At 72.6% G+C, this 21,855-nt stretch carries 18 protein-coding genes and 6 tRNA genes; 19 read left to right on the top strand and 5 right to left on the bottom strand.

Features of this window, described 5'->3' with window-relative positions; translation table 11 throughout:
- The first annotated feature begins 62 nt into the window (after positions 1-62).
- From H9652_RS05225 to H9652_RS05185, 9 genes are all read left to right on the top strand, one after another.
- Positions 63-134 (top strand) — tRNA-Gly (locus H9652_RS05225).
- A 33-nt stretch (positions 135-167) separates the two neighbouring features.
- Positions 168-238: transfer RNA gene (locus H9652_RS05220), tRNA-Cys, on the top strand.
- 48 nt (positions 239-286) lie between these two features.
- Positions 287-361, top strand: a tRNA-Val gene (locus H9652_RS05215).
- 346 nt (positions 362-707) lie between these two features.
- Positions 708-779: transfer RNA gene (locus tag H9652_RS05210), tRNA-Gly, on the top strand.
- Positions 780-812: 33 nt separating this feature from the next.
- Positions 813-883 (top strand) — tRNA-Cys (locus H9652_RS05205).
- Between the two features lie 48 nt (positions 884-931).
- Positions 932-1,006: transfer RNA gene (locus tag H9652_RS05200), tRNA-Val, on the top strand.
- 367 nt (positions 1,007-1,373) lie between these two features.
- The gene (locus H9652_RS05195; protein WP_191795301.1) at positions 1,374-2,354 is read left to right on the top strand and encodes a hypothetical protein; all 981 of its coding nucleotides are present in this window, start codon (positions 1,374-1,376) and stop codon (positions 2,352-2,354) included.
- A 133-nt stretch (positions 2,355-2,487) separates the two neighbouring features.
- Positions 2,488-2,811: a DUF2277 domain-containing protein gene (locus H9652_RS05190; protein WP_191795298.1), complete on the top strand. Its 324-nt coding sequence runs from the start codon at positions 2,488-2,490 to the stop codon at positions 2,809-2,811.
- A gap of 37 nt (positions 2,812-2,848) precedes the next feature.
- On the top strand, positions 2,849-3,151 hold the full coding sequence (locus tag H9652_RS05185) for a hypothetical protein (RefSeq protein ID WP_318243990.1): 303 nt from the start codon (positions 2,849-2,851) through the stop codon (positions 3,149-3,151).
- Between the two features lie 59 nt (positions 3,152-3,210).
- On the opposite strand, the gene H9652_RS05180 is transcribed toward H9652_RS05185, so the two are convergent.
- Positions 3,211-3,444 carry a hypothetical protein gene (locus tag H9652_RS05180; RefSeq protein WP_191795295.1) on the bottom strand — a complete coding sequence of 78 codons (234 nt, stop codon included), beginning with the start codon at positions 3,442-3,444 and terminating at the stop codon, positions 3,211-3,213.
- A 319-nt stretch (positions 3,445-3,763) separates the two neighbouring features.
- Here H9652_RS05180 and glgX point away from each other — a divergent pair, with 319 nt between their 5' ends.
- From glgX to H9652_RS05165, 3 genes are read left to right on the top strand one after another with little or no spacing between them, the layout of a single operon-like run.
- Positions 3,764-6,037, top strand: coding sequence for a glycogen debranching protein GlgX (gene glgX, locus H9652_RS05175; RefSeq protein WP_191795293.1), 2,274 nt, complete (start codon positions 3,764-3,766; stop codon positions 6,035-6,037).
- Complete coding sequence (locus H9652_RS05170) at positions 6,034-7,725, top strand: alpha-amylase family protein (protein ID WP_191795291.1); 1,692 nt, start codon at positions 6,034-6,036, stop codon at positions 7,723-7,725. Before glgX ends, H9652_RS05170 begins: the two co-directional genes overlap by 4 nt.
- A gap of 13 nt (positions 7,726-7,738) precedes the next feature.
- Positions 7,739-8,689, top strand: coding sequence for a polyphosphate kinase 2 family protein (locus H9652_RS05165; protein WP_191795288.1), 951 nt, complete (start codon positions 7,739-7,741; stop codon positions 8,687-8,689).
- On the opposite strand, the gene zapE is transcribed toward H9652_RS05165, so the two are convergent.
- Entirely contained in the window at positions 8,667-9,791 is a 1,125-nt protein-coding gene (gene zapE / locus H9652_RS05160; protein WP_404821995.1) for a cell division protein ZapE, read from the bottom strand. The two genes, H9652_RS05165 and zapE, sit on opposite strands and share 23 nt — an antisense overlap.
- 33 nt (positions 9,792-9,824) lie before the next feature.
- Here zapE and H9652_RS05155 point away from each other — a divergent pair, with 33 nt between their 5' ends.
- Together H9652_RS05155 and H9652_RS05150 are read left to right on the top strand one after the other, a co-directional pair.
- The gene (locus H9652_RS05155) at positions 9,825-10,766 is read left to right on the top strand and encodes a dihydrofolate reductase family protein (protein ID WP_191795286.1); all 942 of its coding nucleotides are present in this window, start codon (positions 9,825-9,827) and stop codon (positions 10,764-10,766) included.
- A gap of 22 nt (positions 10,767-10,788) precedes the next feature.
- The gene (locus H9652_RS05150) at positions 10,789-11,274 is read left to right on the top strand and encodes a hypothetical protein (RefSeq protein ID WP_191795283.1); all 486 of its coding nucleotides are present in this window, start codon (positions 10,789-10,791) and stop codon (positions 11,272-11,274) included.
- Between the two features lie 89 nt (positions 11,275-11,363).
- Here H9652_RS05150 and H9652_RS05145 read toward each other — a convergent pair whose 3' ends face one another.
- From H9652_RS05145 to gndA, 3 genes are all read right to left on the bottom strand, one after another.
- On the bottom strand, positions 11,364-12,155 hold the full coding sequence (locus H9652_RS05145) for a cysteate racemase (protein WP_318243989.1): 792 nt from the start codon (positions 12,153-12,155) through the stop codon (positions 11,364-11,366).
- The gene (locus H9652_RS05140; protein WP_318243988.1) at positions 12,152-13,306 is read right to left on the bottom strand and encodes a carboxylate--amine ligase; all 1,155 of its coding nucleotides are present in this window, start codon (positions 13,304-13,306) and stop codon (positions 12,152-12,154) included. The genes H9652_RS05145 and H9652_RS05140 overlap by 4 nt, the downstream gene beginning before the upstream one ends.
- Positions 13,307-13,404: 98 nt before the next feature.
- Positions 13,405-14,850, bottom strand: a complete 1,446-nt coding sequence (gene gndA, locus H9652_RS05135; protein WP_191795281.1) for an NADP-dependent phosphogluconate dehydrogenase — start codon at positions 14,848-14,850, stop codon at positions 13,405-13,407.
- Positions 14,851-15,028: 178 nt separating this feature from the next.
- Here gndA and H9652_RS05130 point away from each other — a divergent pair, with 178 nt between their 5' ends.
- The 5 genes from H9652_RS05130 to H9652_RS05110 all read left to right on the top strand — a co-directional run bounded on the left by H9652_RS05130 (position 15,029) and on the right by H9652_RS05110 (position 21,813).
- On the top strand, positions 15,029-15,622 hold the full coding sequence (locus tag H9652_RS05130) for a DUF3000 domain-containing protein (RefSeq protein WP_318243987.1): 594 nt from the start codon (positions 15,029-15,031) through the stop codon (positions 15,620-15,622).
- Positions 15,619-17,076, top strand: a complete 1,458-nt coding sequence (locus H9652_RS05125; RefSeq protein ID WP_191795276.1) for an HRDC domain-containing protein — start codon at positions 15,619-15,621, stop codon at positions 17,074-17,076. The genes H9652_RS05130 and H9652_RS05125 overlap by 4 nt, the downstream gene beginning before the upstream one ends.
- Before the next feature lie 65 nt (positions 17,077-17,141).
- Positions 17,142-18,188, top strand: coding sequence for a lipid II:glycine glycyltransferase FemX (locus H9652_RS05120; protein WP_191795273.1), 1,047 nt, complete (start codon positions 17,142-17,144; stop codon positions 18,186-18,188).
- Positions 18,189-18,420: 232 nt separating this feature from the next.
- Entirely contained in the window at positions 18,421-19,683 is a 1,263-nt protein-coding gene (locus H9652_RS05115) for a thiolase family protein (protein WP_191795271.1), read from the top strand.
- Between the two features lie 3 nt (positions 19,684-19,686).
- Positions 19,687-21,813, top strand: a complete 2,127-nt coding sequence (locus H9652_RS05110; RefSeq protein ID WP_191795269.1) for a 3-hydroxyacyl-CoA dehydrogenase NAD-binding domain-containing protein — start codon at positions 19,687-19,689, stop codon at positions 21,811-21,813.
- The last annotated feature ends 42 nt before the right edge of the window (positions 21,814-21,855 follow it).

The following is a 21,855-nucleotide window of genomic DNA, read 5'->3' as shown; positions in this document are numbered from 1 at the left end:
CGGTCCACTAAAGTCTGTGACGCGCCGAAAAACGCCGGAGAGATCCGGTCGAGGTCGGCAGCGCGGACGTGGCTCAGTGGTAGAGCATCACCTTGCCAAGGTGAGGGTCGCGGGTTCGAATCCCGTCGTCCGCTCGGATAGGTCTTCGGACCTGTCGGGTTCGACCTGGTGGAGTGGCCGAGAGGCGAGGCAGCGGCCTGCAAAGCCGTGCACGTGGGTTCGAATCCCATCTCCACCTCTCAGCACAGCAGTACCCCCTTGCGCTGTTCTCTCGCAGATCAGCCCTGGGCGATTGGCGCAGCGGTAGCGCGCTTCCCTGACACGGAAGAGGTCACTGGTTCGATCCCAGTATCGCCCACCACCACGAAAGGCCGTCCCCCACCGGGACGGCCTTTCGGCGTTCCCGGGCTTCTGACGTTCCGGACCTGCACGGCCAGACCCGTGCCGCCAGACCTGTGACACCGGCCCCACGCCGCTGCTCCCGCCGACGTGAACCTGCCGGCGGCGGCCTCGCGCGGCGACTCCGCGTCGACCGAGCTCGACCGAGCCCCCGGACGGCCCCTTTCGCCCCCTCCACGGGCAGCGACTCGCGAGAACCAGGCCCTCCACCCCTCTCACCTGGGGCTATTTGGACTCTTGCCCCATCTGTCGGCTAGAGTCTGTGACGCGCCGAAAAACGCCGGAGAGATCCGGTCGAGGTCGGCAGCGCGGACGTGGCTCAGTGGTAGAGCATCACCTTGCCAAGGTGAGGGTCGCGGGTTCGAATCCCGTCGTCCGCTCGGATAGGTCTTCGGACCTGTCGGGTTCGACCTGGTGGAGTGGCCGAGAGGCGAGGCAGCGGCCTGCAAAGCCGTGCACGTGGGTTCGAATCCCATCTCCACCTCTCAGCACAGCAGTACCCCCTTGCGCTGTTCTCTCGCAGATCAGCCCTGGGCGATTGGCGCAGCGGTAGCGCGCTTCCCTGACACGGAAGAGGTCACTGGTTCGATCCCAGTATCGCCCACCACCACGAAAGGCCGTCCCCCACCGGGACGGCCTTTTCTCATGCTCGCGACCTCACGAGGCGTCGGCCACGACCGGCGTCCGGCACCGCTCTCTGCGCCGGACGAGCCCCTGCCCCGCCAGCATCCGAGACCCGGCCCTTCTCGCCGCGCACGGTGCGACCACCCGTGGGACGGTGTGACGCGGAGCACCCCTGTCGACGACGCCAGGGCACGACTCCAGCACCGAAGCACCGAGCGCGGGCCACCCACCGGGAAGGGCACGCTCGGTGATCCACGGCCGCACGTGGGGGCACTGCCTGGGGAATCACCCTCCTCAGGTCCGGCCGGCAGGGTGCCGCCGGACGAGTCGAGCTACCGAGGAGCAGAAACGTGACACCTGACCAGAACAAACCCGTCCCGCCCGGATGGGTCGGCGGTTTCGCCGAGTCGAACCCGGCCTTCGCCTACCCGGATCCCGACCTCTCGTCGTTGCCGCTGCTGGAGAACATGGCGAACATCGACCTGCTCGATCGCCAGCAGGCGGTCCTGTGGCCGGAGTTCAGCTGGGAGACGGTCCCCGGGACGCCGGACTCGCGCGCCTACCAGATGTTCGCCCCGGACATCTCGCGCGTCGGGTACACGAACGCCGGTCGGGTGTACTCCGTCATCTGCCCACAGCAGGGCGCGTGCTCGCCGTCGTTCGGGACGCTCAACATCGAGGTCTCCGTGACGGGGCAGCGCGGGTGGGTCGACGAGCCGAGCCGGACGGTCGCAGCCGACCTGACGGTCGAGGGCAAGATCTGGTTCAGCCCGAGCGCTGTCCAGAGCCCTCTCGTCCAGCTCCTGTGGGACCTCTTCTCGACGACCGGTCGACCGTTCCCCGCCGACAAGAAGCAGGCGATCCGGGTGCCCATCCATCGGCACGGCGAGCCGTCCGAGCCGGTCCTGCCCGGGCGCTCGGGGCAGACGGACTGGTTCCCTGTCCCACCCTTCGCCGAGCACTACGACACGGCCTGGGCCGTCGCGAACCTGGCGGCGGAGATCGCGCCCATCGCCCTGACGGGTGACGAGCTCGTCGACGACTTCAACGAGCTCGTGATGTCCGTGTTCAACCTGTCGTCGGGGAACCTCCTGGCACCGGGGAACCTGCTGACGTGGAACGTCTGGTTCACCGAGCCCGCGATCGTCGACCGCGTCGAGTGGCGTGAGCACGCCGAGAAGTGGCGGACGTCGATCGACGCCTGTCACGGACCGGAGGGCAGTCAGCCGCGGTACTTCGACGGCCGCCCGTTCAAGCCCGACCTCGCCGCGGTCGCCGCCGAGCAGACGGCGATCACCGCGTTCATCGAGAAGCACGCGCAGACGACGTAGCCCGTCGCTCCTGGGGCCGCCCCGGACGGGCGGCCCCAGGAAGCGGGGCTCGCCCGGGGTCGTCCCGCGCGGCCCGATGGCGGGACGCGCCCACCCCTTGAAGGTCCGGCAGGTGCCCCGTAGCGTCGGGAGCATGTGCAGAAACATCACCGCCCTGCGTGGGCTCGAGCCCCCGGCGACCGACGAGGAGATCCAGGCCGCGGCCCTGCAGTTCGTCCGCAAGGTCGCCGGCGTCCAGTCCGTCAGCGCCTCGACCCGGGGTCCGATCGACGCCGCGGTCGCCGAGATCGCCGAGACCGTCACGAGGCTCCTCGCGGACCTGCCGGACCGCAGGCAGCCACCGAGCACGGTCCCGCCGTTGCGCCGCGCCGAGGTGCGCGCCCGGATCGCGGCCCGCGAGGCCGCCGAGGCCGAGCACGAGCGTGCGCACGCCCTGGGCCTGGCCCACGAGCACTGATTCCACCGGCCCCGCCGGCAGCGTCTAGGCTCGACGGGTGGACTCCCGCGTCAACGAACCCGTCACCGCCGAGCCGGTCAGCGCCTCGATGCGCCGCGCCAAGGCCCAGGCACACACGTCGCACGTGACCATCGGCCAGGTCTGCCGCACCGCCGAGGGGCACGTCACGATCGACTGCTCGTGCGGGATGCAGCTCACGAACGGCCCGGACTGGTCGCTCGACGAGCACATCCGGCTCCACCGGGCCGAGGCGCGCTACGTCGCGCTGAGCAAGGTCGCCCCCGCGGGCATGCCGCGGCTCGTCGCTGTCGACCGTGACCGGCTGCCCACGATCGACTGACCGGGCCCTCCCCCGCCGACCAGCAGGTGCCGGGGTGGCCCCGGAACCCGGTCGACAGGTCAGAGCTCGTCGGGGTCGTCCCAGGACCGTCCGCTCGACATGCCGTCGCTCGGCTGGCGCTCCGCCTCGGAGAGCGAGTGCGGGGCCTTCGAGGCGTCACCGCCCTCACGGACGTCGGCGTCCGCCTCGTCCTCGAGCCGGATGCGGGTACGCGGAGAGATGCGTGCGGACGAGACGTCGCTCTCGTTCAGGTCGACCGCGTCGGGCGTGCGGTGCTCGCTCGTGCTGCTCATACCTCCGGTCTAGCAGGTCCGGCGGCTCGTTGCACGATCCCGCGCCGACCTCCGGCTCTCCTCGGCCCGTCAGGGCCGGCGGGTGAGCCGTGCGTCCGGTCGGCCCAGCGTGGCCGTCCGCGCTTGGCACACTATTTCGGCAGGCGTGGCAGGCCGTGCGTCCCGCCATGACGCACGCCGATCGCGGGCGGCGAGCGCCGTCGTCGGGCCTGGAGAGCAGCCCGTTCCTCCCGGTTCGTCCGCCCGGCCGTGATCCCCCGCACACCCGTCGGGGCGTGCCGTGGGCGACAACACGCCCGCGGGATGAAAAGGTCGACCCATGCAGACCTGGCCAGGGCGACCGTATCCGTTGGGCGCGACGTTCGACGGGACGGGCACCAACTTCGCGCTGTTCTCCGAGGTCGCCGAGAAGGTCGAGCTGTGCCTGATCGGCGACGAGACCGACGCCGAGGGCCGCCCCCTGGAGACGCGGGTCGTGCTCGAGGACGTCGACGCGCACGTCTGGCACGTGTACCTGCCGGGGCTCGGCCCGGGAACGCGGTACGGCTACCGGGTGCACGGCCCCTACGACCCCGCGTCGGGTCACCGGTGCAACCCGTCGAAGCTGCTCGTCGACCCGTACGCCAAGGCGATCGACGGGCAGGTCGACGGCGACGAGTCGCTCTTCTCGTACCGCTTCGGCGAGGTGCCCGACGGCGCCGCGCACCCCGACGGTCAGCCCGCCCCGGACGCGGCGGCGGACGAGCCGGGCGACGCCCAGGACGCGGACGCGCCACCCGCCCCGCCCACGCCGTCGGGCCCTCCTGCTCCGACCAACACCGAGGACTCGCTGGGTCACACCATGACGTCGGTCGTGGTCAACCCGTTCTTCGACTGGGGCCACGACCGCCCGCCCCAGCGCGACTACCACGACTCGGTGATCTACGAGGCGCACGTGCGCGGCATGACGATGCGCCACCCCGACGTGCCCGACGAGCTCCGCGGCACGTACGCGGGCATGGCGCACCCGGCCGTGATCGAGCACCTCACGGCGCTCGGGGTCACGGCGGTCGAGCTCATGCCCGTCCACCAGTTCGTCAACGACCCCGGGCTCGTCGCCAAGGGCCTGTCGAACTACTGGGGCTACAACACCATCGGCTTCTTCGCGCCCCACAACGGCTACACGGCGTACGGCACGCGCGGCCAGCAGGTCATGGAGTTCAAGGCCATGGTCAAGGCGCTGCACGAGGCCGACATCGAGGTCATCCTCGACGTCGTCTACAACCACACGGCCGAGGGCAACCACCTGGGGCCCACGCTGTCGTTCCGCGGGATCGACAACGCCGCCTACTACCGGCTGGTCGACGGCGACGAGGCCCACTACTTCGACACGACCGGCACGGGCAACTCGCTGCTCATGCGCTCCCCCCACGTTCTGCAGCTCATCATGGACTCGCTGCGCTACTGGGTCACCGAGATGCACGTCGACGGGTTCCGCTTCGACCTCGCGGCGACCCTCGCCCGCCAGTTCCACGAGGTCGACCGGCTCTCGGCGTTCTTCGACATCGTCCAGCAGGACCCGGTCGTGTCCCAGGTCAAGCTCATCGCCGAGCCCTGGGACCTGGGCGACGGTGGCTACCAGGTGGGCGGCTTCCCGCCCCTGTGGACCGAGTGGAACGGCCGGTACCGCGACACCGTCCGTGACTTCTGGCGCGGTGAGCCCGCGATGCTGCCCGAGTTCGCGAGCCGCCTCACAGGCTCCTCGGACCTCTACGAGCACACGGGACGCAAGCCCATCGCGTCGATCAACTTCGTCACGGCCCACGACGGGTTCACCCTCACCGACCTGGTGTCCTACGACGAGAAGCACAACGAGGCCAACGGCGAGGGCGGGGCCGACGGCGAGAACCACAACCGGTCGTGGAACTGCGGCGTCGAAGGGCCCACCGAGGACCCCGAGATCCGCGCGCTGCGGGCCCGGCAGCGCCGCAACTTCCTCGCGACGCTGCTCCTGTCCCAGGGCGTCCCGATGCTCTCGCACGGGGACGAGATCGGGCGCACGCAGCACGGCAACAACAACGGCTACTGCCAGGACAACGAGATCACCTGGATGGACTGGGGCGGGCCGGACGGCCTCGACGACGAGCGCAGCGACCTGCTGGCGTTCGCCCGGCGCATGGTCGGGATCCGGCGGGCGCACCCCCTGCTGCACCGCCGCCGCTTCTTCCAGGGACCGGCCGGCACGCCCGAGGGCGAGATCCCGGACATCGACTGGTTCGACATCTCGGGCAGCCGCATGGACACGACCGACTGGAACCAGGGCTACGCCCGGTCCGTCATGGTCTTCCTGGGCGGTGACGACCTGCCCGAGCGCGACCGCCGCGGCGAGCCCATCGTCGACGACTCGTTCCTGCTGCTGCTCAACGCCTCGGACTCCCCGCTCGACTTCACGCTGCCCGACGCCGCGTACGGCGAACGGTGGCGCACGCTCGTGCGCACCGAGTCCCCCGGTGAGCCCGAGCCCTCCGTGCACGCCGCGCGCGAGCGGATCACGGTCGCCTCGTTCGCGACGGTCCTGCTGGTCCGGGAGGCCGGCGAGGTGCATGCCGTATGACGTCGCGCTATCGCAACATCACCAAACCGCCCGACCCTGCTCCCACGCTCACGGTCCCCGGCCCCCGCCCGGTCGTCTGGGCGCCGCAGGCCCGCACGCTCGAGGTGGTCCTCCCCCGCGAGGCCGGCGTCACCCCGGACGACCACGTCCCGACCGGGACGCGGACCGAGCGCCGGCCCCTGCGCCTCGTCGGGATGGACCTCCCGGGCTGGTGGAGTGCCGACGACGACCTGGCCCCCGGCACCGACTACGCCTTCTCGGTCGACGGCGGGCGCCCCCTGCCCGACCCCCGCAGCCCTCGCCAGCCGCACGGCCTCCTGGGTTGGAGCCGTTCGTTCGACCCGACGTTCACCTGGACCGACGCCGCGTGGACCGGCCCGGCCGCCCAGGGCGCGGTCCTCGAGATCGACGTCGCGACGTTCACCCCGGAGGGCACCCTGGACGCCGCCGCCGACCGGTTCGACGAGCTCGTCGACCTGGGGGTCGCGGTCGTCGAGCTCCACACGATCGGATCGGTCGCGGGAGTCGTGTGCCCGCACCTGTACACCGTGTGCGAGGAGTTCGGCGGGCCCCGGGCCCTGCAGCGCTTCGTCGACGCCGCGCACGCCCGCGGGCTCGGCGTCTCCCTGGGCGTGGCCTACCACCGTGCCGCACCGGGGGCGATCTTCCTCCAGTCGTTCGCACCCTACCTCTCGCCCCAGCGCACGCGGCTGCGACCGACGCTGAACGGCTACCTCGCGGGCCCACCGCTGTCCGACGAACCCGCACCGCCACCCGCCGACCTGCCGAGCGGCCGCAGGATCAACCTCGACCGTGCGGGCAGCCGCGAGGTCCACGACTGGATCACGTCGAGCGCCAGGCGGTGGTTCGACGACTTCCACGTCGACGCCCTGCGCATCGCCCGGGTCCAGGACCTGGCGGACGCCTCGCCGGTCCACGTGCTGGTCGAGGTCGCGCGCACGGCCGACGCCGCGACGACGACCCACCAGCGTCCGGTCCGCCTCGTGGGCGAGTGCGACACGCAGGACCCGCGCCTGCTCGTCCCCGCCGAGCAGGGCGGACGCGGCCTGAGCCAGGTGTGGGTCCACGAGGTCGAGGACGCGTTCCACGAGCTGTTGAGGAGCGCGCGCGCCACGGATCCTGCCTGGTTCGGCGCCTTGAGCCGGCTCCTGACGATCCCCGACGCCGACCGCATCATGATCGGCCTGGCCCCGCCGGCCTGCACGGCCGGGGAGGGTGTCGAGGTCACGACCGACACCGCTGCCGAGGGCGGGGACGACGCCCGCGCACTCGCCGCGGCGCTCGTCCTCGCCTCGGCGTTCGTCCCGCGCCTCGTGCTCCCCGTCTCCGGCCGGCTCCACGCGTGGTGGAGCACGCTCCTCGCGCTGCGCCGCACGGTCCCCGACGACACGCCTCGCCTGGTGCACCGCGGGCCGAGCGGGGTCGTCCTGGTGCAGCGGGGCAAGCTGGTCACGGCGGTCAACATCGGGACGCAGCCGCGCACCACGCTCCTGCCCGCCTCACGCCGAGCGTGGCGCGTGACCGCGCAGTGGCCACCTGCCGTGGAGAGCACGCCGGGCGGCCTCCCGGGCGGCCCGGACCGTGCGTCGAGCGCTCCCGCGGCGACGCCGAGCGGGTCCTCCGTGCACGTCGGAGCCCGTTCCGCTGTCGTCCTCACGTCTCGCTGACTAGTCTCGCCGCATGGGAAAGCACTCGTCCGGCTCCGCCGTACCGGCCCCACCGTCCGACGAGGCCCTCGTCGACCCGGCATCACGCCGCGCACGCGGCAAGGCCGGTGACAAGCGGTCGCCCGCCTGGGACGTACCACCCGTCGAGGCGCTGCGCGCCCCGCGTGGCTTCGACCTCGCGGCGTTCGACCGCGCCTCCACACCGGGGTGGTCGCAGGGCCGCAAGCAGGCCGAACGGTTGCTCGACGCGCACGCCGACGAGCTCTCCGAGCTGCAGGAGCGGCTGTTCGCCGAGGGACGCAGCGGCGGGAACCGCTCCGTCCTGCTGGTGCTGCAAGGCATGGACACCGCCGGCAAGGGCGGCATCGTGCGGCACGTCATCGGTCTGGTGGACCCGCAAGGCGTCCAGCACACGTCCTTCGGGGTGCCCACGGCCGAGGAGCGCGAGCACGACTTCCTGTGGCGCGTCCGTCGCGCGCTGCCGGACCCCGGCTACCTCGGCGTCTTCGACCGCTCGCACTACGAGGACGTGCTCGTGGCCCGCGTGGACGAGCTCGTCCCGCCCGACGTCTGGGAGGCGCGCTACGACCAGATCAACGCGTTCGAGGCCGAGCTCGTCGAGGCCGGCACGACCGTCGTGAAGGTCGCGCTGTTCGTGTCCCTCGACGAGCAGAAGGTGCGCCTGCGCGAGCGGCTGGAGCGCCCCGAGAAGCACTGGAAGTACAACCCGGGGGACATCGACGCGCGCCGGAGGTGGCCCGCGTACCAGGAGGCCTACCAGGCCGCGATCGAACGCACGAACACCGAGGTCGCTCCCTGGTACGTCGTCCCGGCGGACGCCAAGTGGTTTGCCAGGATCGCGGTCTCCGAGCTCGTGCTCGACGCGCTGCGCCGCCTGGACCTGGGGTGGCCGCCCGCCGACTTCGACGTCGCGACCGAGCTCAGGCGGTTGGAGTCCGCGTGAGCGCGCGACCGTCCTCGGCGAGCGAGCCCAGGCGCGACAGCGCCCGGAAGTACTTCTTGCGGTAGCCCCCGCGCAGCATCTCCTCGGTGAACAGCGAGGAGACCGCGGCCCCGCTCGTCCCCCCCTCAGCGCCGGGACCGCCGTCGGCGGCGACGCCGTCGGCGAGCAGCACCGGGACGTCCCGGTCGTACAGGCGGTCGACCAGGACGACGAGCCGCAGCGCGGCCGACTGCTCCGTGACGGGGTGCACGCCCGTGAGCGCGACGAGCGTGACGTCGTCGAGCATCGCGCCGTACCTGCTCGGGTGGACGCCGCGCAGGTGGTCGAGGACCTCGTCGAGCGAGTCGAGCGTCGCGCCCGGGTGCGACGCGGCGATTCGCGCCACGACGTCGGCCGGCAGCGGCTGCGTCTCGGTCACGACCGCGCGGTGGCGGTAGTCCTCACCGTCGACACGCATGACCTCGAAGCGCGCGGCCATGGCCTGGATCTCGCGCAGGAAGTCCTCGGCCGCGAAGCGCCCCTCGCCCAGCGAGCCGGGCAGCGTGTTGGACGTCGCGGCGAGCGCGACGCCCCGGTCCGCGAGCTCGCGCAGCAGGCGGGACATGAGGACCGTGTCGCCCGGGTCGTCGAGCTCGAACTCGTCGATGCAGACCAGGCGCTTGGTCGCGAGGGCGTCGACCGTGGCCTGGAAGCCCAGTGCACCCACGAGGTTGGTGTACTCGACGAACGTCCCGTAGGCCGCGTCGGGGCCCACCGCGTGGGCCAGGGAGGTCAGCAGGTGCGTCTTGCCGACGCCGAACCCGCCGTCCATGTAGATCGCGGGGGCCGCCTTGCGCTTCGCGAACAGGCCGCGCCGCACCTTTCCGGGCGCGAGCTGGGCACCGACCTCCTCGAGACGCGCGACGGTCGAGCCCTGGCTCGGGTAGTCCGGGTTCGCCCGGTACGTCGAGAAGCGGGCGACCGCGAAGTGGCGGGGCGGCACGAGGTCGGCGAGCAGGCGGGTGGGCGGCACGACGGGCCGGATGTCGGCCAGGGCACGCACGCGCGGCGGGGTCGACGGGTCGGACGTGTTCCCGGCGAGATCGGGAGGCGCAGCAGTCACGAGGATCCAGCCTACGCGCACTAGCCTGGCGGGATGAGTGCTGTGTCGGACGTCACCACGCCCACGCCCCCGCCGCCGTCCCTGGGCCCACGGACCCCTGCGCTGCCCGCCCTGGACGTCCTGCTCGGACCGGGAGGCTCGGGCCACCTCGCGGGGACCCGCCTGGAGCCTGCGCCCGACGAGGAGGCGCTGGCCGCGTTCTACGCCTCACCGCCCGGGCCGCACGTGCGCGCGAACATGGTCGCGAGCGTCGACGGCGGGGCCTGGGGCCCCGACCACCGTTCGGGCACCATCAACGACGCGGCCGACTGGCGCGTCTTCCGCGTGCTGCGGGCACTCGCGGACGTCGTGCTCGTCGGGGCGGGCACGGCCCGCGCCGAGGGCTACACCGCGCTCGACGTCCCGCGCGGCCTCGAGCACCTGCGGGCGGGCCGCGGACCGCTCGAGCTCGCGGTCGTCACGCGCAGCGGGCACCTGCCCGCCTCGCTCGCCGGGGGCGACCGCCCGCCGTTCGTCGTCACGGGCGAGCACGGGGCGAGCGTCGCGCGGGCGAGCGTGCCGGCGGACCGGATCCTCGTCGTCGGGGCCGCCCCCCCCGCCGCTCCCCCGGGTGCGCCGCTCACCGCCCGGGACCTCCCCTCGCCCACGCCCGGACCCGACCTGCGCGCCGGGCTCGCAGCCCTGGCCGCCCAGGGCCTCGCGCGGGTGCTGTGCGAGGGCGGCCCTCACCTGCTCGCCGACCTCCTGGCCCGCGACCTGCTCGACGAGCTGTGCGTCACGACGACGCCAGTGCTCGTGGGCCCCGGACCGGGACGCATCGTGGGCGGGCTGCCGCCGCTGCCCGCCGGCGTCCGCGCCGAGCGTGAGACCGGCAGCCCGGAGGGCCCGGCCGCTAGCGCCCCGATCGTGCACCCCCGTCTCGCCCACCTCCTGCACGCGGACGGCACGCTGGTGGCCCGATGGGCGCTGCGGTGACGACGGTCGCTAGTCTGGTCCCGTGACCGACACCATCCTCGTCCTGACCGAAGACACCCTCGCCGCCGTGGACGTGGAGCACATCCTGTCCCTCCACCCCGACGAGACCCTCGCCTACCGGGTCCTCGTGCCCGCCGACACCGAGCGCAACGTCGTCTCCGCGATCATCGACCACCTCAGCGTGGGCGAGCTCAAGGAGGCGTGGGACGAGGTGCTCGGCAAGGAGCCCTCGCACGCGCAGGCCACGGCCACGGCGCAGGAGCGGCTCGACGTGAGCGTCGCCGAGCTGCGTGCCGCGGGCCGCGAGGCCGAGGGGGCCGTGACCGAGGACGACCCGCTGCCCGCGCTGCGCGCCGCCGTCGCGGCCGGCGACGTCCGCGAGATCGCGATCGTCACGTACCCGCACGCGGTCGAGGACACGTTCCACCAGGACTGGGCCTCGCGGGCGCGCGAGGAGCTGCACGTGCCCGTCCTGCACCTGTACTCGGGCACGAGCGAGCTGGGCTGACGCCGGGCCCCGGGCCACGACGTACGAGAGGGTGGGACGCACCGGCGTCCCACCCTCTCGTCATGCCACCGTCGCGCCGGCCGTGCGCCTCAGCCCTCGCGCACGCGGTGACCTGCACGGCGGATCGTGGCCCGCGCGAGCTGGTCCATCGAGTCCACGAACACCGGGTCGTCGAGCAGCGCGTGGTCCGCCGCGACGACCGAGAGCTCGGTGCAGCCGAGCACGATCTCGCCGGCCCCCCGGGCCTGGAGCCGCTGCGCGACCCCGTGCAGCGCGTCGATGTCGACCGGCTGCCCGGCCTTGACCTGGTCGTAGATGATCGTGTTCACGACCGCCTGGTCCGCGGCGTCCGGGAGCAGCGTCTCGACGCCCACGGCCGCGAACGCGTCCTGGTAGACGCCGGACGTCGCGGTCCCCTCTGTCGCGAGGAGCCCCACCTGGGTGAGCCCCGGCTGCCGCTCGCGCACCGCCGCGACCGTCACGTCGATGATCGACAGGAGCGGCACGCTCGTCGAGTCGATCACCTGCTGGGTGAAGTAGTGCGCCGTGTTGCACGGCATCACGAGGAACGACACCCCGAAGCGTTCGAGCCGCCGCGCGTCGTTCGCCAGGACAGGCGCGGGGTCCTCGGCCGAGCGGCCCAGGATGAACGCCGTACGGTCCGGGATGGTCGCGTGGTTGAGCACGACCATGTCCAGGTGGTCCTGGTCCCGTTCGGCCTGCGTGAGCTGGACGACGAGCTGCAGGAAGTACGCGGTCGCGAGCGGCCCGACGCCCCCGATGACCCCGACCGGGGCCGGGGTCACCGGGGCGGGGACAGGCGCCGGCGTTCCCGCCGGCGCCTCCCCCGCGAGCGTCGACGGCTCGCCGGGCTGCGTCACGCCCCGCCGCCCTGCCGGTGCGCGGCCGCCTGGGCGGCCGACACCGGGTAGAACTGGGCGAACTTCTTGTACTGCTTGAGCTCCGACAGCCAGACCCACAGCGAGCGCCGCGGGTCGCGGTCCCGGCTGTACTTGAGCGGGTGCGCCACGCGACGCACCTTCTTGAGCCGGGGCGCGACCGTGGGGTCGCTCATGCTCGGCAGGTACTTCTTCAGGAGCGGGCCGGGCACGATCCGGTAGAGGATCGGGACGCGCCGGGGATCCGGGGTGCGCCCCTGCTGCAGGTGCTCCCCCACCCAGTACGTGACCGGGTTGATGCCGCTCGCGGTCAGGTAGTAGTTCGACCGGCCCGTGCGCGGGTTGAGCTCGAAGAAGTGCGCCCGACCGTCGCGCGGATCCACCTTGATGTCGAAGTTCGCGAACCCCGTCCACCCCAGGTGCTCGACGAGGCGACGCGCGTCGGCCTCGACCTGCGGGAGCACCTCGGTGAGGATGGCCGCCGGGTTGCCCAGCGTCCCCGGGGTGTGCTCCTCGATGAGGACGCGGCCGCCGTGTGCCATGCGCACGGTGCCGTCCTGCGCGGAGAACGTCGTCATGATCTGCATCTGCGAGTCGTTGCCCGGGACGAACTCCTGGATGATGAACGGCTCGCGGTACCCCGCCTCGCCGGCCACCCGCAGCAGCCACTCGAGCTGCGAGACGTCCGTGAGGTGGTGCACCTTCTGCTTCCCGGCGAAGGACGTGTGGTGGTAGGCCACGTTGTCGCCCGGCTTGGCCACGATCGGGAACCGCAGACCGAGCTCGCCGACCTGCTCGCCCCCGCGGCGCACGACCGTGCGGGGGTGCGGGACCCCCAGCTCGTGGCACAGCTCGGAGAAGCGCTGCTTGTCCATGACACGGTCCAGCAGGTCCACGCTCGTGTACGGCACGACCGCGACGTCCTCGATCTTGGCCCGCTGCTCGGAGAGCGCACGGACGTACCAGTCGGTGCACGTGACGACCATGACAGGGGCCGTGGCCTGCGCAGCGAGCCGACGGATCGTGGCGACCATGACCTCCGGGTCGTCGAGCCGGGGCTCGATGACGTTGGTCAGGATCTGCGAGTACCGCATGTTCCGGGTCGAGACGATCGAGACGACGGTGCTGTGCACGCCGTACGCCTCGTGAAAAGCGCGGGCCAGGCTGTAGGCACCCGCATCACCCCCGAGGATGATGGGGTGCACCACAGCCGGCCGGGTCACCCCTCGGCTCACGCGTCGCCTTCAGCGCTCTCGCTGCGGTCACCGGACCACTCGGTGTGGAACACACCGGGCTTGTCCACGCGCTGGTACGTGTGCGCCCCGAAGAAGTCGCGCTGCGCCTGGATCAGCGCGGCGGGCAGACGCTCCGCGCGCACGCCGTCGTAGTACGCGAGCGACGACGAGAACGCGGGCGTCGGGACGCCGTTGAGCGCGGCCTGCGACACGACCCGGCGCCAGGACGAGACGCCCTCGCCGACGGTCTGCGTGAAGTACGGGTCGGCGAGCAGGAGCGGAAGGTTCTCGTCGCGCTCGTACGCCTCGGTGATGCGGTTGAGGAAGCGGGCCCGGATGATGCAGCCACCTCGCCAGATGCGGGCCATGGCCCCACGGTCGATGTTCCAGCCGAACTCCTGGGACGCCGCGGCGATCTGGTCGAAGCCCTGCGAGTACGCGACGACCTTCGAGGAGTACAGCGCGCGACGGACGTCCTCGACGAACGCGTCGCGGTCCGTGATCTCCCACGTGCCGGCGTCGGCGGGCAGCACGCCCACGGCTGCGGTGCGCTGGGGCACCGAGCCCGACAGCGCACGGGCGAACGTCGCCTCGGCGATCCCCGTGATCGGGACGCCCAGGTCGAGGGCGTTCTGGACCGTCCAGCGGCCCGTGCCCTTCTGCTCGGCGCGGTCGAGGATGACGTCGACGAAGGCCTTGCCGGTCTCGGCGTCGACGTGCTGGAGCACGTCGGCCGTGATCTCGATGAGGAACGACTCGAGGTCGCCCTTGTTCCACTCGGCGAAGATCTCGCCGATCTCCTGGGCGGAGGCGCCGAGGCCCTGCTTCAGGAGGTCGTACGCCTCGGCGATGAGCTGCATGTCGGCGTACTCGATGCCGTTGTGCACCATCTTGACGAAGTGACCTGCGCCGTCCGGACCGACGTACGTGCAGCAGGGCACGCCGTCGACCTTGGCGGAGATGTCCTCGAGGATCGGGCCGAGGGTCTCGTAGGACTCGGGGGCGCCGCCGGGCATGATGCTCGGGCCGTTGAGCGCACCCTCCTCGCCGCCCGAGACACCGGTGCCCACGTAGTGCAGGCCCTTCTCCTTGAGCTCGGCCTCGCGGCGGCGCGTGTCGGGGAAGTGCGCGTTGCCCGCGTCGATGATGATGTCGCCTTGCTCGAGGAGCGGGACGAGCTCGGCGATCACGGCGTCGGTCGCGGCGCCGGCCTTGACCATGACGACGACCTTGCGGGGGCGCTCGAGCGAGGCGACGAAGTCCGCCATCGACTCGGAAGGGATGAAGTCGCCGTCGCTGCCGTGGTCCGCGATGAGCGACTGCGTCTTGGCGAAGGAGCGGTTGTGCACCGCGGTCGTGTAGCCGTGACGGGCGAAGTTGCGGGCCAGGTTGCGGCCCATGACCGCGAGTCCGGTGACGCCGATCTGTGCGCGGGCTGACATCTGCTGTGCTCCTCGGGGTAGGTGCGGGCACCGGCGAGCAGGAGTCCCGGACGCCGGCGAGACGAGCCGACGACGAGCGCCGGCGGACACTCAGGACAGCCTAGTCCGGCGATCACGATTCGATCTCCTCCGCGCGCCTTACCTCCAGGATGTGGACATCTGCTCGTACTGTGCCGCTGTGATCAAGTCCGGAGAACCGCAGGCACCGCCGGACTTCCTGCGTGCCCTGGAGTCGATCGGCCGCCGCCGGGTGCGCCCCGAGGTCAGGCTGCGCGAGGTCACGGCTCCGAGCCGCATCGCGCCCTTCGCCCTGGCGCTCACGGGCGAGGTCGACGGGACCGACGCCGCGGGCGAGGCGCTCGCGAGCGGCCGGTTCATCGTGCTGCACGACCCGGCGGGCCAGGAGTCCTGGCACGGGACGTTCCGGGTCGTGACGCTCGTGCGTGCGACCCTCGACCCCGAGCAGGCCACCGACCCGCTCCTCGGGGAGGTCGCATGGACCTGGCTCGAGGAGGCTCTCGACCACGCGGGGGTCGACGCGCTCGCCGAGGGCGGCACCGTGACCCGTGTCCTGTCCGAGAGCTTCGGCGCCCTCGCGGGCCAGGCGAACGGCGTCGACCTCGAGATCCGGGCCTCGTGGACGCCCCTCTCGACCGACCTCGGACCCCACCTGGACGCCTGGTCCACGCTGCTGTGCACGGCCGCCGGTCTGCCGCCGCTCCCGGACGGCGTGACGTCGTTGCGCTCGCGACGCAATACCGTGGGTCCATGAGCTCGGCCCACACCCCCTCGTTCTCGCACGCGCCCGACGGCCGCGGCGGTGCCCGCGCGGCGTCCGTCCCGGACCAGGCCGGCGCGCAGGACTCGCCCGTCGCGCGCTCGTCCGACGCGCCTGCGACGTCCGACGCCCCCGCTGCACCGGCTGCACCGGCTGCACCGTCAGTGATCCCGCTCACCGAGCCCGCCGACGGCGTCGGCCCCGTGATCGACACCCCCGAGGCCTTCGCCGAGGTCGTCGCGGCGTTCGCGGCGGCCTCAGGCCCCGTCGCGGCAGACGCCGAGCGCGCCTCGGGCTACCGGTACGGCCAGCGCACGTACCTCGTCCAGGTCCGCCGCGAGGGTGCCGGGACCGCGCTCATCGACCCCATCGGCGTCCCCGACCTCTCGCCGCTGCGCGAGGCCGTGGGCGACGCCGAGTGGATCCTGCACGCGGCCTCGCAGGACCTGCCCGGTTTCGCCGAGCAGAACCTGCACCCCGCCCGCATCTTCGACACCGAGCTCGCGGCCCGCCTGTTGGGCATGGAGCGCGTGGGGCTGGCCGCGGTCATCGCGGAGGTCCTGGGCCTCGGTCTCGCCAAGGAGCACTCGGCCGCGGACTGGTCCACGCGCCCGCTGCCCGTGGACTGGCTGCGCTACGCGGCGCTCGACGTCGAGGTGCTCATCCCGCTCCGCAAGATCCTGGGCGAGCGGCTCGATGAGCAGGGCAAGGCCGAGTGGGCCGCGCAGGAGTTCGAGGCCGTGCGCACCGCTCCCCCGCCGCCGCCGCGCGAGGAGCCGTGGCGTCGTACGTCGGGCGTTCACGCGCTGCGCAACCCGCGCAGCCTCGCGGTCGTGCGCAGCCTGTGGGAGGCGCGCGACGAGAACGCCCGTCGTCGGGACATCGCCCCGGGCCGGGTGCTGCCCGACCGTGCGATCGTCGCGGCGGCCCAGGCCATGCCGCGCTCGGTGCCCGAGCTCGTCCGGCTGCCGGCGTTCTCGGGACGCAACACGGCCCGCCGGGCGGCGTCGTGGCAGCAGGCGATCGACAAGGCCCTGGCCCTGCCGCAGGACGCCCTGCCGAGCTCGCGCGGGCCCCGCAGCGACGCCCCGCCGCCCCCGCGCGCCTGGGCCGAGCGCGACCCCGAGGCCGCACGTCGCCTGGACGCGGCGCGCGCCGTCGTGCAGCGCCTCTCGGACGAGCACGACGTCCCGCTCGAGAACCTCCTGCAGCCCGACGCGCTGCGTCGCGTGTGCTGGACGCCGCCCACGCCGCTGGACACCGAGCACGTCGCACAGTTCCTGCGCGGGCGCGGTGCCCGCGAGTGGCAGGTCGGGCTCGTGGCGGAGCCCCTCGCCGCGGCCCTCGCCGACCCCGGGTCGGTCCCGCGTCCTGCACCCGCGACGGGAACGGGGGCCGCGACCCGCGCGGACGACGGCGGGGACCAGGGCGGCCCGAGCGCGGACTGAGCCCACCGTCCCGGGCGGCACGACGCCGTCGTCCGGGGCTTCTCCCCGCCGGTAAGGTCAGGGGCATGTTGTCCGAGTCCTCCACCCTGACCGTCACGACGATCACCGACCGCGCCGCCTGGGACGAGCAGGTGCTCGCGATGGGCGGTCACCCGCTCCAGCTCTGGGGGTGGGGCGAGGTCAAGGGGGCCGGGGCCTGGACGCCCCGCCGCCTGCAGGTCGCGGGCCCCGACGGGACCGTGCTGGGCCTCGCCCAGGTCCTGGTCCGCTCGCTCCCCGCGCAGTTCAAGGCGCTCAGCTACGTCCCGCGCGGCCCGGTCGTCATGCCCGACGGCGTCGGCTATCCCGCGACGCGCTCGGCCGTGACCGAGGCCGTGGTGCAGTGGTGCCGCAAGAACGTGGGCGGCGTGGGCATCACGCTCGAGCCCGACTGGGACGCCGGGACGTCGCTCGAGCTCGAGGGTGCGGCCCCCGCGGTCAACCCGGTGCTCTACCCGACGACGCTGATCCTCGACCTGCGCAAGACGCCTGACGAGCTCATGTCCGACATGGCGAAGAAGACCCGCCAGTACATCCGCAAGTCCGAGCGCGAGGACCTCGAGTTCCGCCCCGTGACGACGCGCGGCGAGCTCGCCGCCTGCCTGCGCCTGTACCGCCAGACGGCCGAGCGCGCGGGCTTCGGCCTGCACGAGGACTCGTACTACGAGCGCGTGTTCGACGAGCTGGGCGAGCACTCCCCCGTGTTCGCGGCCTTCGCGCGCTCGGCGGAGGGCGGCCCGCACGACCGTCCGGTCTCGTTCGTGTGGTTCGCGGCCTCGGCGCGGACGTCGTTCGAGCTGTACGGCGGCATGGACGAGGAGGGGCAGCGGCTGCGGGCCAACTACGGCCTCAAGTGGTACGCGATCAACGCGATGCGCGACCGCGGAGTGGTGCGCTACGACGTCAACGGGCTGCTCAACGACGGGATCTCGACGTTCAAGCGCGGCTTCGCGTCCCACGAGGACGAGCTGGTCGGGAGCATCGACGTGCCGTTCTCGATGTGGTACACGGCGTGGAACAAGGGCCTGCCGACCGCCAAGAAGGTCGTGCGCAAGCTGCGCGGCGGCAGCTGAGAACAGCTCCTGGCGGGGCTAGCGCGCCCGGATCGCGCGAGACTGCGTATCGCTGGACATTCGCCCGACGAACCCTGACGGACCCGCTCGAACCCCTGTGGTCGAGCGGGTCCGTCGCTCGTTGCCGATACTCGGTCTCACACTTTCGTGCATTTTCCTGGTACCGCGGGTAGCCTGTACCAACGCTGAGCGGTGACGCTCAGGGACACCGCCGTCCAGATCAGGAGAAGCCATGACTGTGGCCAGCAAGGGTTCGGGCTCGCGCCGGACCGTCCGCGACGTCGTCTTCGTCGAGGGGGTGCGCACGCCGTTCGGCAAGGCCCGCCCTGACGGCATCTACGCGAACACCCGTGCCGACGACCTCGCCGTGAAGGCCGTGCGCGAGCTGCTGCGCCGCCGCCCCGAGCTCCCGGCCGAGCGGATCGACGAGGTCGCCCTCGCCGCGACGACCCAGACGGGCGACCAGGGCCTGACCCTCGGGCGCAGCGTGGCCGTGCTGGCCGGACTGCCGAAGTCCGTCCCGGGCTTCGCGATCGACCGCATGTGCGCGGGCGCCATGACCGCGGTCACCACGACCGCGTCGGCCATCGCGATCGGTGCCCAGGACGTGACCCTCGCGGGCGGCCTCGAGCACATGGGCCATCACCCGATGGGCGAGGGCGCGGACCCCAACCCGCGCTTCGTCGCCGAGAGGCTCGTCGACTCGACGGCCCTGGTCATGGGCGCGACTGCCGAGAACCTGCACGACCGCTTCCCGCACCTGACCAAGGAACGCGCGGACGCGTACGGCGTCGCGAGCCAGGCCAAGTACGCCAAGGCGCTCGCCAACGGCGACGTGACGCCGGACCTCGTCCCGGTCGCGCTGCGCGACCCGGCGCAGGGCTGGGGCCTGGCCACGGCCGACGAGCTGCCCCGCCCGGGCACGACCGTCGAGGACATCGCGCACCTCAAGACGCCCTTCCGCCCCGGCGGCAAGGTCACCGCGGGCAACGCGTCCCCGCTGACCGACGGTGCCGCTGTCTCGCTCCTCGCGGCGGGCGACGTCGTGGCCGAGCTCGGCCTGCCAGCCCGCATGCGCCTCGTGTCGTTCGCCTACGTGGGCGTCGACCCCGAGGTCATGGGTATCGGCCCCATCCCCTCGACCGAGAAGGCCCTGGCCCAGGCCGGGCTGAGCATCGAGGACATCGGCCTGTTCGAGATCAACGAAGCCTTCGCGGTGCAGGTCCTGGCGTTCCTGGACCACTTCGGCATGCCCGACGACGACGCGCGCGTCAACCAGTACGGCGGCGCGATCGCGGTGGGTCACCCCCTCGCGGCGTCGGGCGTGCGCCTCATGACTCAGCTCGCGCGCCAGTTCGAGCAGCACCCCGAGGTCCGCTACGGCCTGACCACGATGTGCGTGGGCCTGGGCATGGGCGGCACGGTCGTCTGGGAGAACCCGCACCACGCCGACTACTCCGGCCACACGACCGACGAGACGAACGGGGAGAACTGACCCATGAGCACCCAGACCACCGCGCCCCGTGCCGAGCGCGTGACCCACTCCCTCGTCCGCGACGTCGAGCTGCCGGACGGTGCGGGCACGCTCGCGCTCCTCACGCTCGACAACGGCCTCGACCACACCAAGCCCACGACGCTCGGGCCGGGCGGCATCGCCGAGCTCACGGCCGCACTGACCGTGCTCCAGGCCCGCGCCGCACGCGGCGAGATCGCGGCCGTCGCCGTCACGGGCAAGCCCTACTTCCTGGCGGCGGGCGCCGACCTCACGCAGGTCGCGGGCGTCCGCACGCGCGACGAGGCGCTCGAGCTGGGCCGCGGCGGCCACGCGGCCTACCGCCTGCTGGGCGAGATGGGCGTCCCGACGTTCGCGTACGTCAACGGCCTGGCCCTGGGCGGCGGCCTGGAGGTCGCGCTCAACTGCGACTACCGCACGGTCGCGACCGACGCCCCCGCGCTCGCGCTGCCCGAGGTCGGCCTCGGGCTGGTCCCGGGCTGGGGCGGCGCCTACCTCGTGCCGCGCCTCGTGGGCATCGAGAAGGCCATGGACGTCATCCTCACGCGTCCGAGCGCCAACAAGCCGTTCAAGGCCAAGGAGGCCTTCGAGATCGGCCTGGCCGACGCGCTGTTCGAGGCGCCGGACTTCCTCGAGTCCTCGATCCGCTGGACCGCCGACGTCGTGCGCGGCACCACGGTCGTCGAGCGCCGCGAGCTCGACCCCGCCCCGGTGTGGGACGCGGTCGTGGCCGGTGCGCGCAAGCAGCTCGACGCGGTCGTGCACGGGTCCCGGCCCGCGCCCTACCGGGCCCTGGACCTCCTGGCCGCGGCTCGCACCGCGACCAAGGACGAGGCCTTCGCCGCCGAGGACGAGGCCCTGGCGGACCTCATCATGTCCGACGAGATGCGCGCGAGCGTCTACGCCTTCCAGCTCGTCTCGCACGGCAAGCGCCCCGCGGGCGCCCCGGACCCGAAGCTGGCCCGCCCGGTCACGTCGGTCGGGATCGTAGGCGCGGGCCTCATGGCGGCCCAGCTCGCGCTGCTGTTCGCGCAGCGCCTGGGCGTGCCCGTGACGATGCGCGACCTCGACGCCGAGCGCGTGCAGCACGGGCTCGACTACGTCCGCACGACGGTCGAGAAGCTCGTCTCGACGGGCCGCATGACCAAGGACGTGGGGGCCAAGGTGCTGTCCTCGGTCCACGGGACCACGGACATCACGGAGTTCTCGCGCTGCGACTTCGTGATCGAGGCCGTGACGGAGGTCCTGGGGCTCAAGAAGAAGGTCTTCGCCGAGCTCGAGGGCATCATCGGCGCCGACACGATCCTCGCGACCAACACCTCGGCCCTGTCGGTCACCGAGATGGCCGCGGACCTGGCACACCCCGAGCGGGTCGTGGGGCTGCACTTCTTCAACCCCGTCGCGCAGATGCCGCTCGTCGAGGTCGTCCGGGCCGAGAAGACCTCGGACGAGGCCCTCGCGACGGCGTTCGCGGTCTCGAAGGCCCTGCGCAAGACCGCGGTGGGCGTGGCCGACCGCCCGGGCTTCGTGGTCAACCGCCTGCTGGTGCTGCTCCTGGGCAAGATCGTGGAGGCCGTCGAGAACGGCACCTCGGTCGAGGTCGCCGACCGCGCGCTGCGCCCGCTCGGCCTGCCCATGGGTCCGTTCGCGCTGTTCGACCTCGTGGGTCCCGCCGTGGGCCTGCACGTCCTGACGTCGCTGCGCGAGGACCTGGGCGACCGCTTCCCGTCCTCCCCCGGGCTCGAGAAGCTCGTGGCCGAGGGCACCAAGGTCGTCCTGCCCGCCCCGGCCCGCGGCATCCCCGCGAGCGTCGACCCGGCGATCCAGGCGTACTTCGGCACGGGCGAGGCCGGCGGCCCGGGCGCCCTCGACGAGGCGGGCGTGCTGGATCAGGTCCTGACCGCTCTCACGACGGAGATCGGCCACATGCTCGACGAGGGCGTCGTCCAGGGCCCCGAGCAGATCGACCTGTGCATGATCCTGGGCGCGGGCTGGCCGTTCCACGACGGCGGCATCACGCCGTACCTGGACCGGACGGGCTACACGGAGAAGGTGCTGGGCCGCCGTCTCCTGCCCGACGGCGTCGCGAACGTCCCGGCGCAGGTCGCCTGACGCGTCACGCGCCTCTCACGCCGAACCCAAGGGGGCGGTCCC

It is taken from the genome of Oerskovia rustica, assembly GCF_014836555.1.
Classification (GTDB): Bacteria; Actinomycetota; Actinomycetes; order Actinomycetales; family Cellulomonadaceae; genus Oerskovia; species Oerskovia rustica.
Note: the sequence above shows the minus strand (reverse complement) of the source record. Positions and strands in the feature narration are given on the sequence as shown.

What these genes read in the sequence shown, in the direction of transcription:
- H9652_RS05190 (WP_191795298.1), top strand. Translation starts at nt 2,488, where the DNA reads ATGTGCAGAAACATCACCGCCCTGCGTGGGCTCGAGCCCCCGGCGACC.
- H9652_RS05120 (WP_191795273.1), top strand. Translation starts at nt 17,142, where the DNA reads ATGTTGTCCGAGTCCTCCACCCTGACCGTCACGACGATCACCGACCGC.
- gndA (WP_191795281.1), bottom strand. Translation starts at nt 14,850, where the DNA reads ATGTCAGCCCGCGCACAGATCGGCGTCACCGGACTCGCGGTCATGGGC.
- H9652_RS05170 (WP_191795291.1), top strand. Translation starts at nt 6,034, where the DNA reads ATGACGTCGCGCTATCGCAACATCACCAAACCGCCCGACCCTGCTCCC.
- H9652_RS05155 (WP_191795286.1), top strand. Translation starts at nt 9,825, where the DNA reads ATGAGTGCTGTGTCGGACGTCACCACGCCCACGCCCCCGCCGCCGTCC.
- H9652_RS05115 (WP_191795271.1), top strand. Translation starts at nt 18,421, where the DNA reads ATGACTGTGGCCAGCAAGGGTTCGGGCTCGCGCCGGACCGTCCGCGAC.
- H9652_RS05165 (WP_191795288.1), top strand. Translation starts at nt 7,739, where the DNA reads ATGGGAAAGCACTCGTCCGGCTCCGCCGTACCGGCCCCACCGTCCGAC.
- glgX (WP_191795293.1), top strand. Translation starts at nt 3,764, where the DNA reads ATGCAGACCTGGCCAGGGCGACCGTATCCGTTGGGCGCGACGTTCGAC.
- H9652_RS05110 (WP_191795269.1), top strand. Translation starts at nt 19,687, where the DNA reads ATGAGCACCCAGACCACCGCGCCCCGTGCCGAGCGCGTGACCCACTCC.
- H9652_RS05180 (WP_191795295.1), bottom strand. Translation starts at nt 3,444, where the DNA reads ATGAGCAGCACGAGCGAGCACCGCACGCCCGACGCGGTCGACCTGAAC.
- H9652_RS05125 (WP_191795276.1), top strand. Translation starts at nt 15,619, where the DNA reads ATGAGCTCGGCCCACACCCCCTCGTTCTCGCACGCGCCCGACGGCCGC.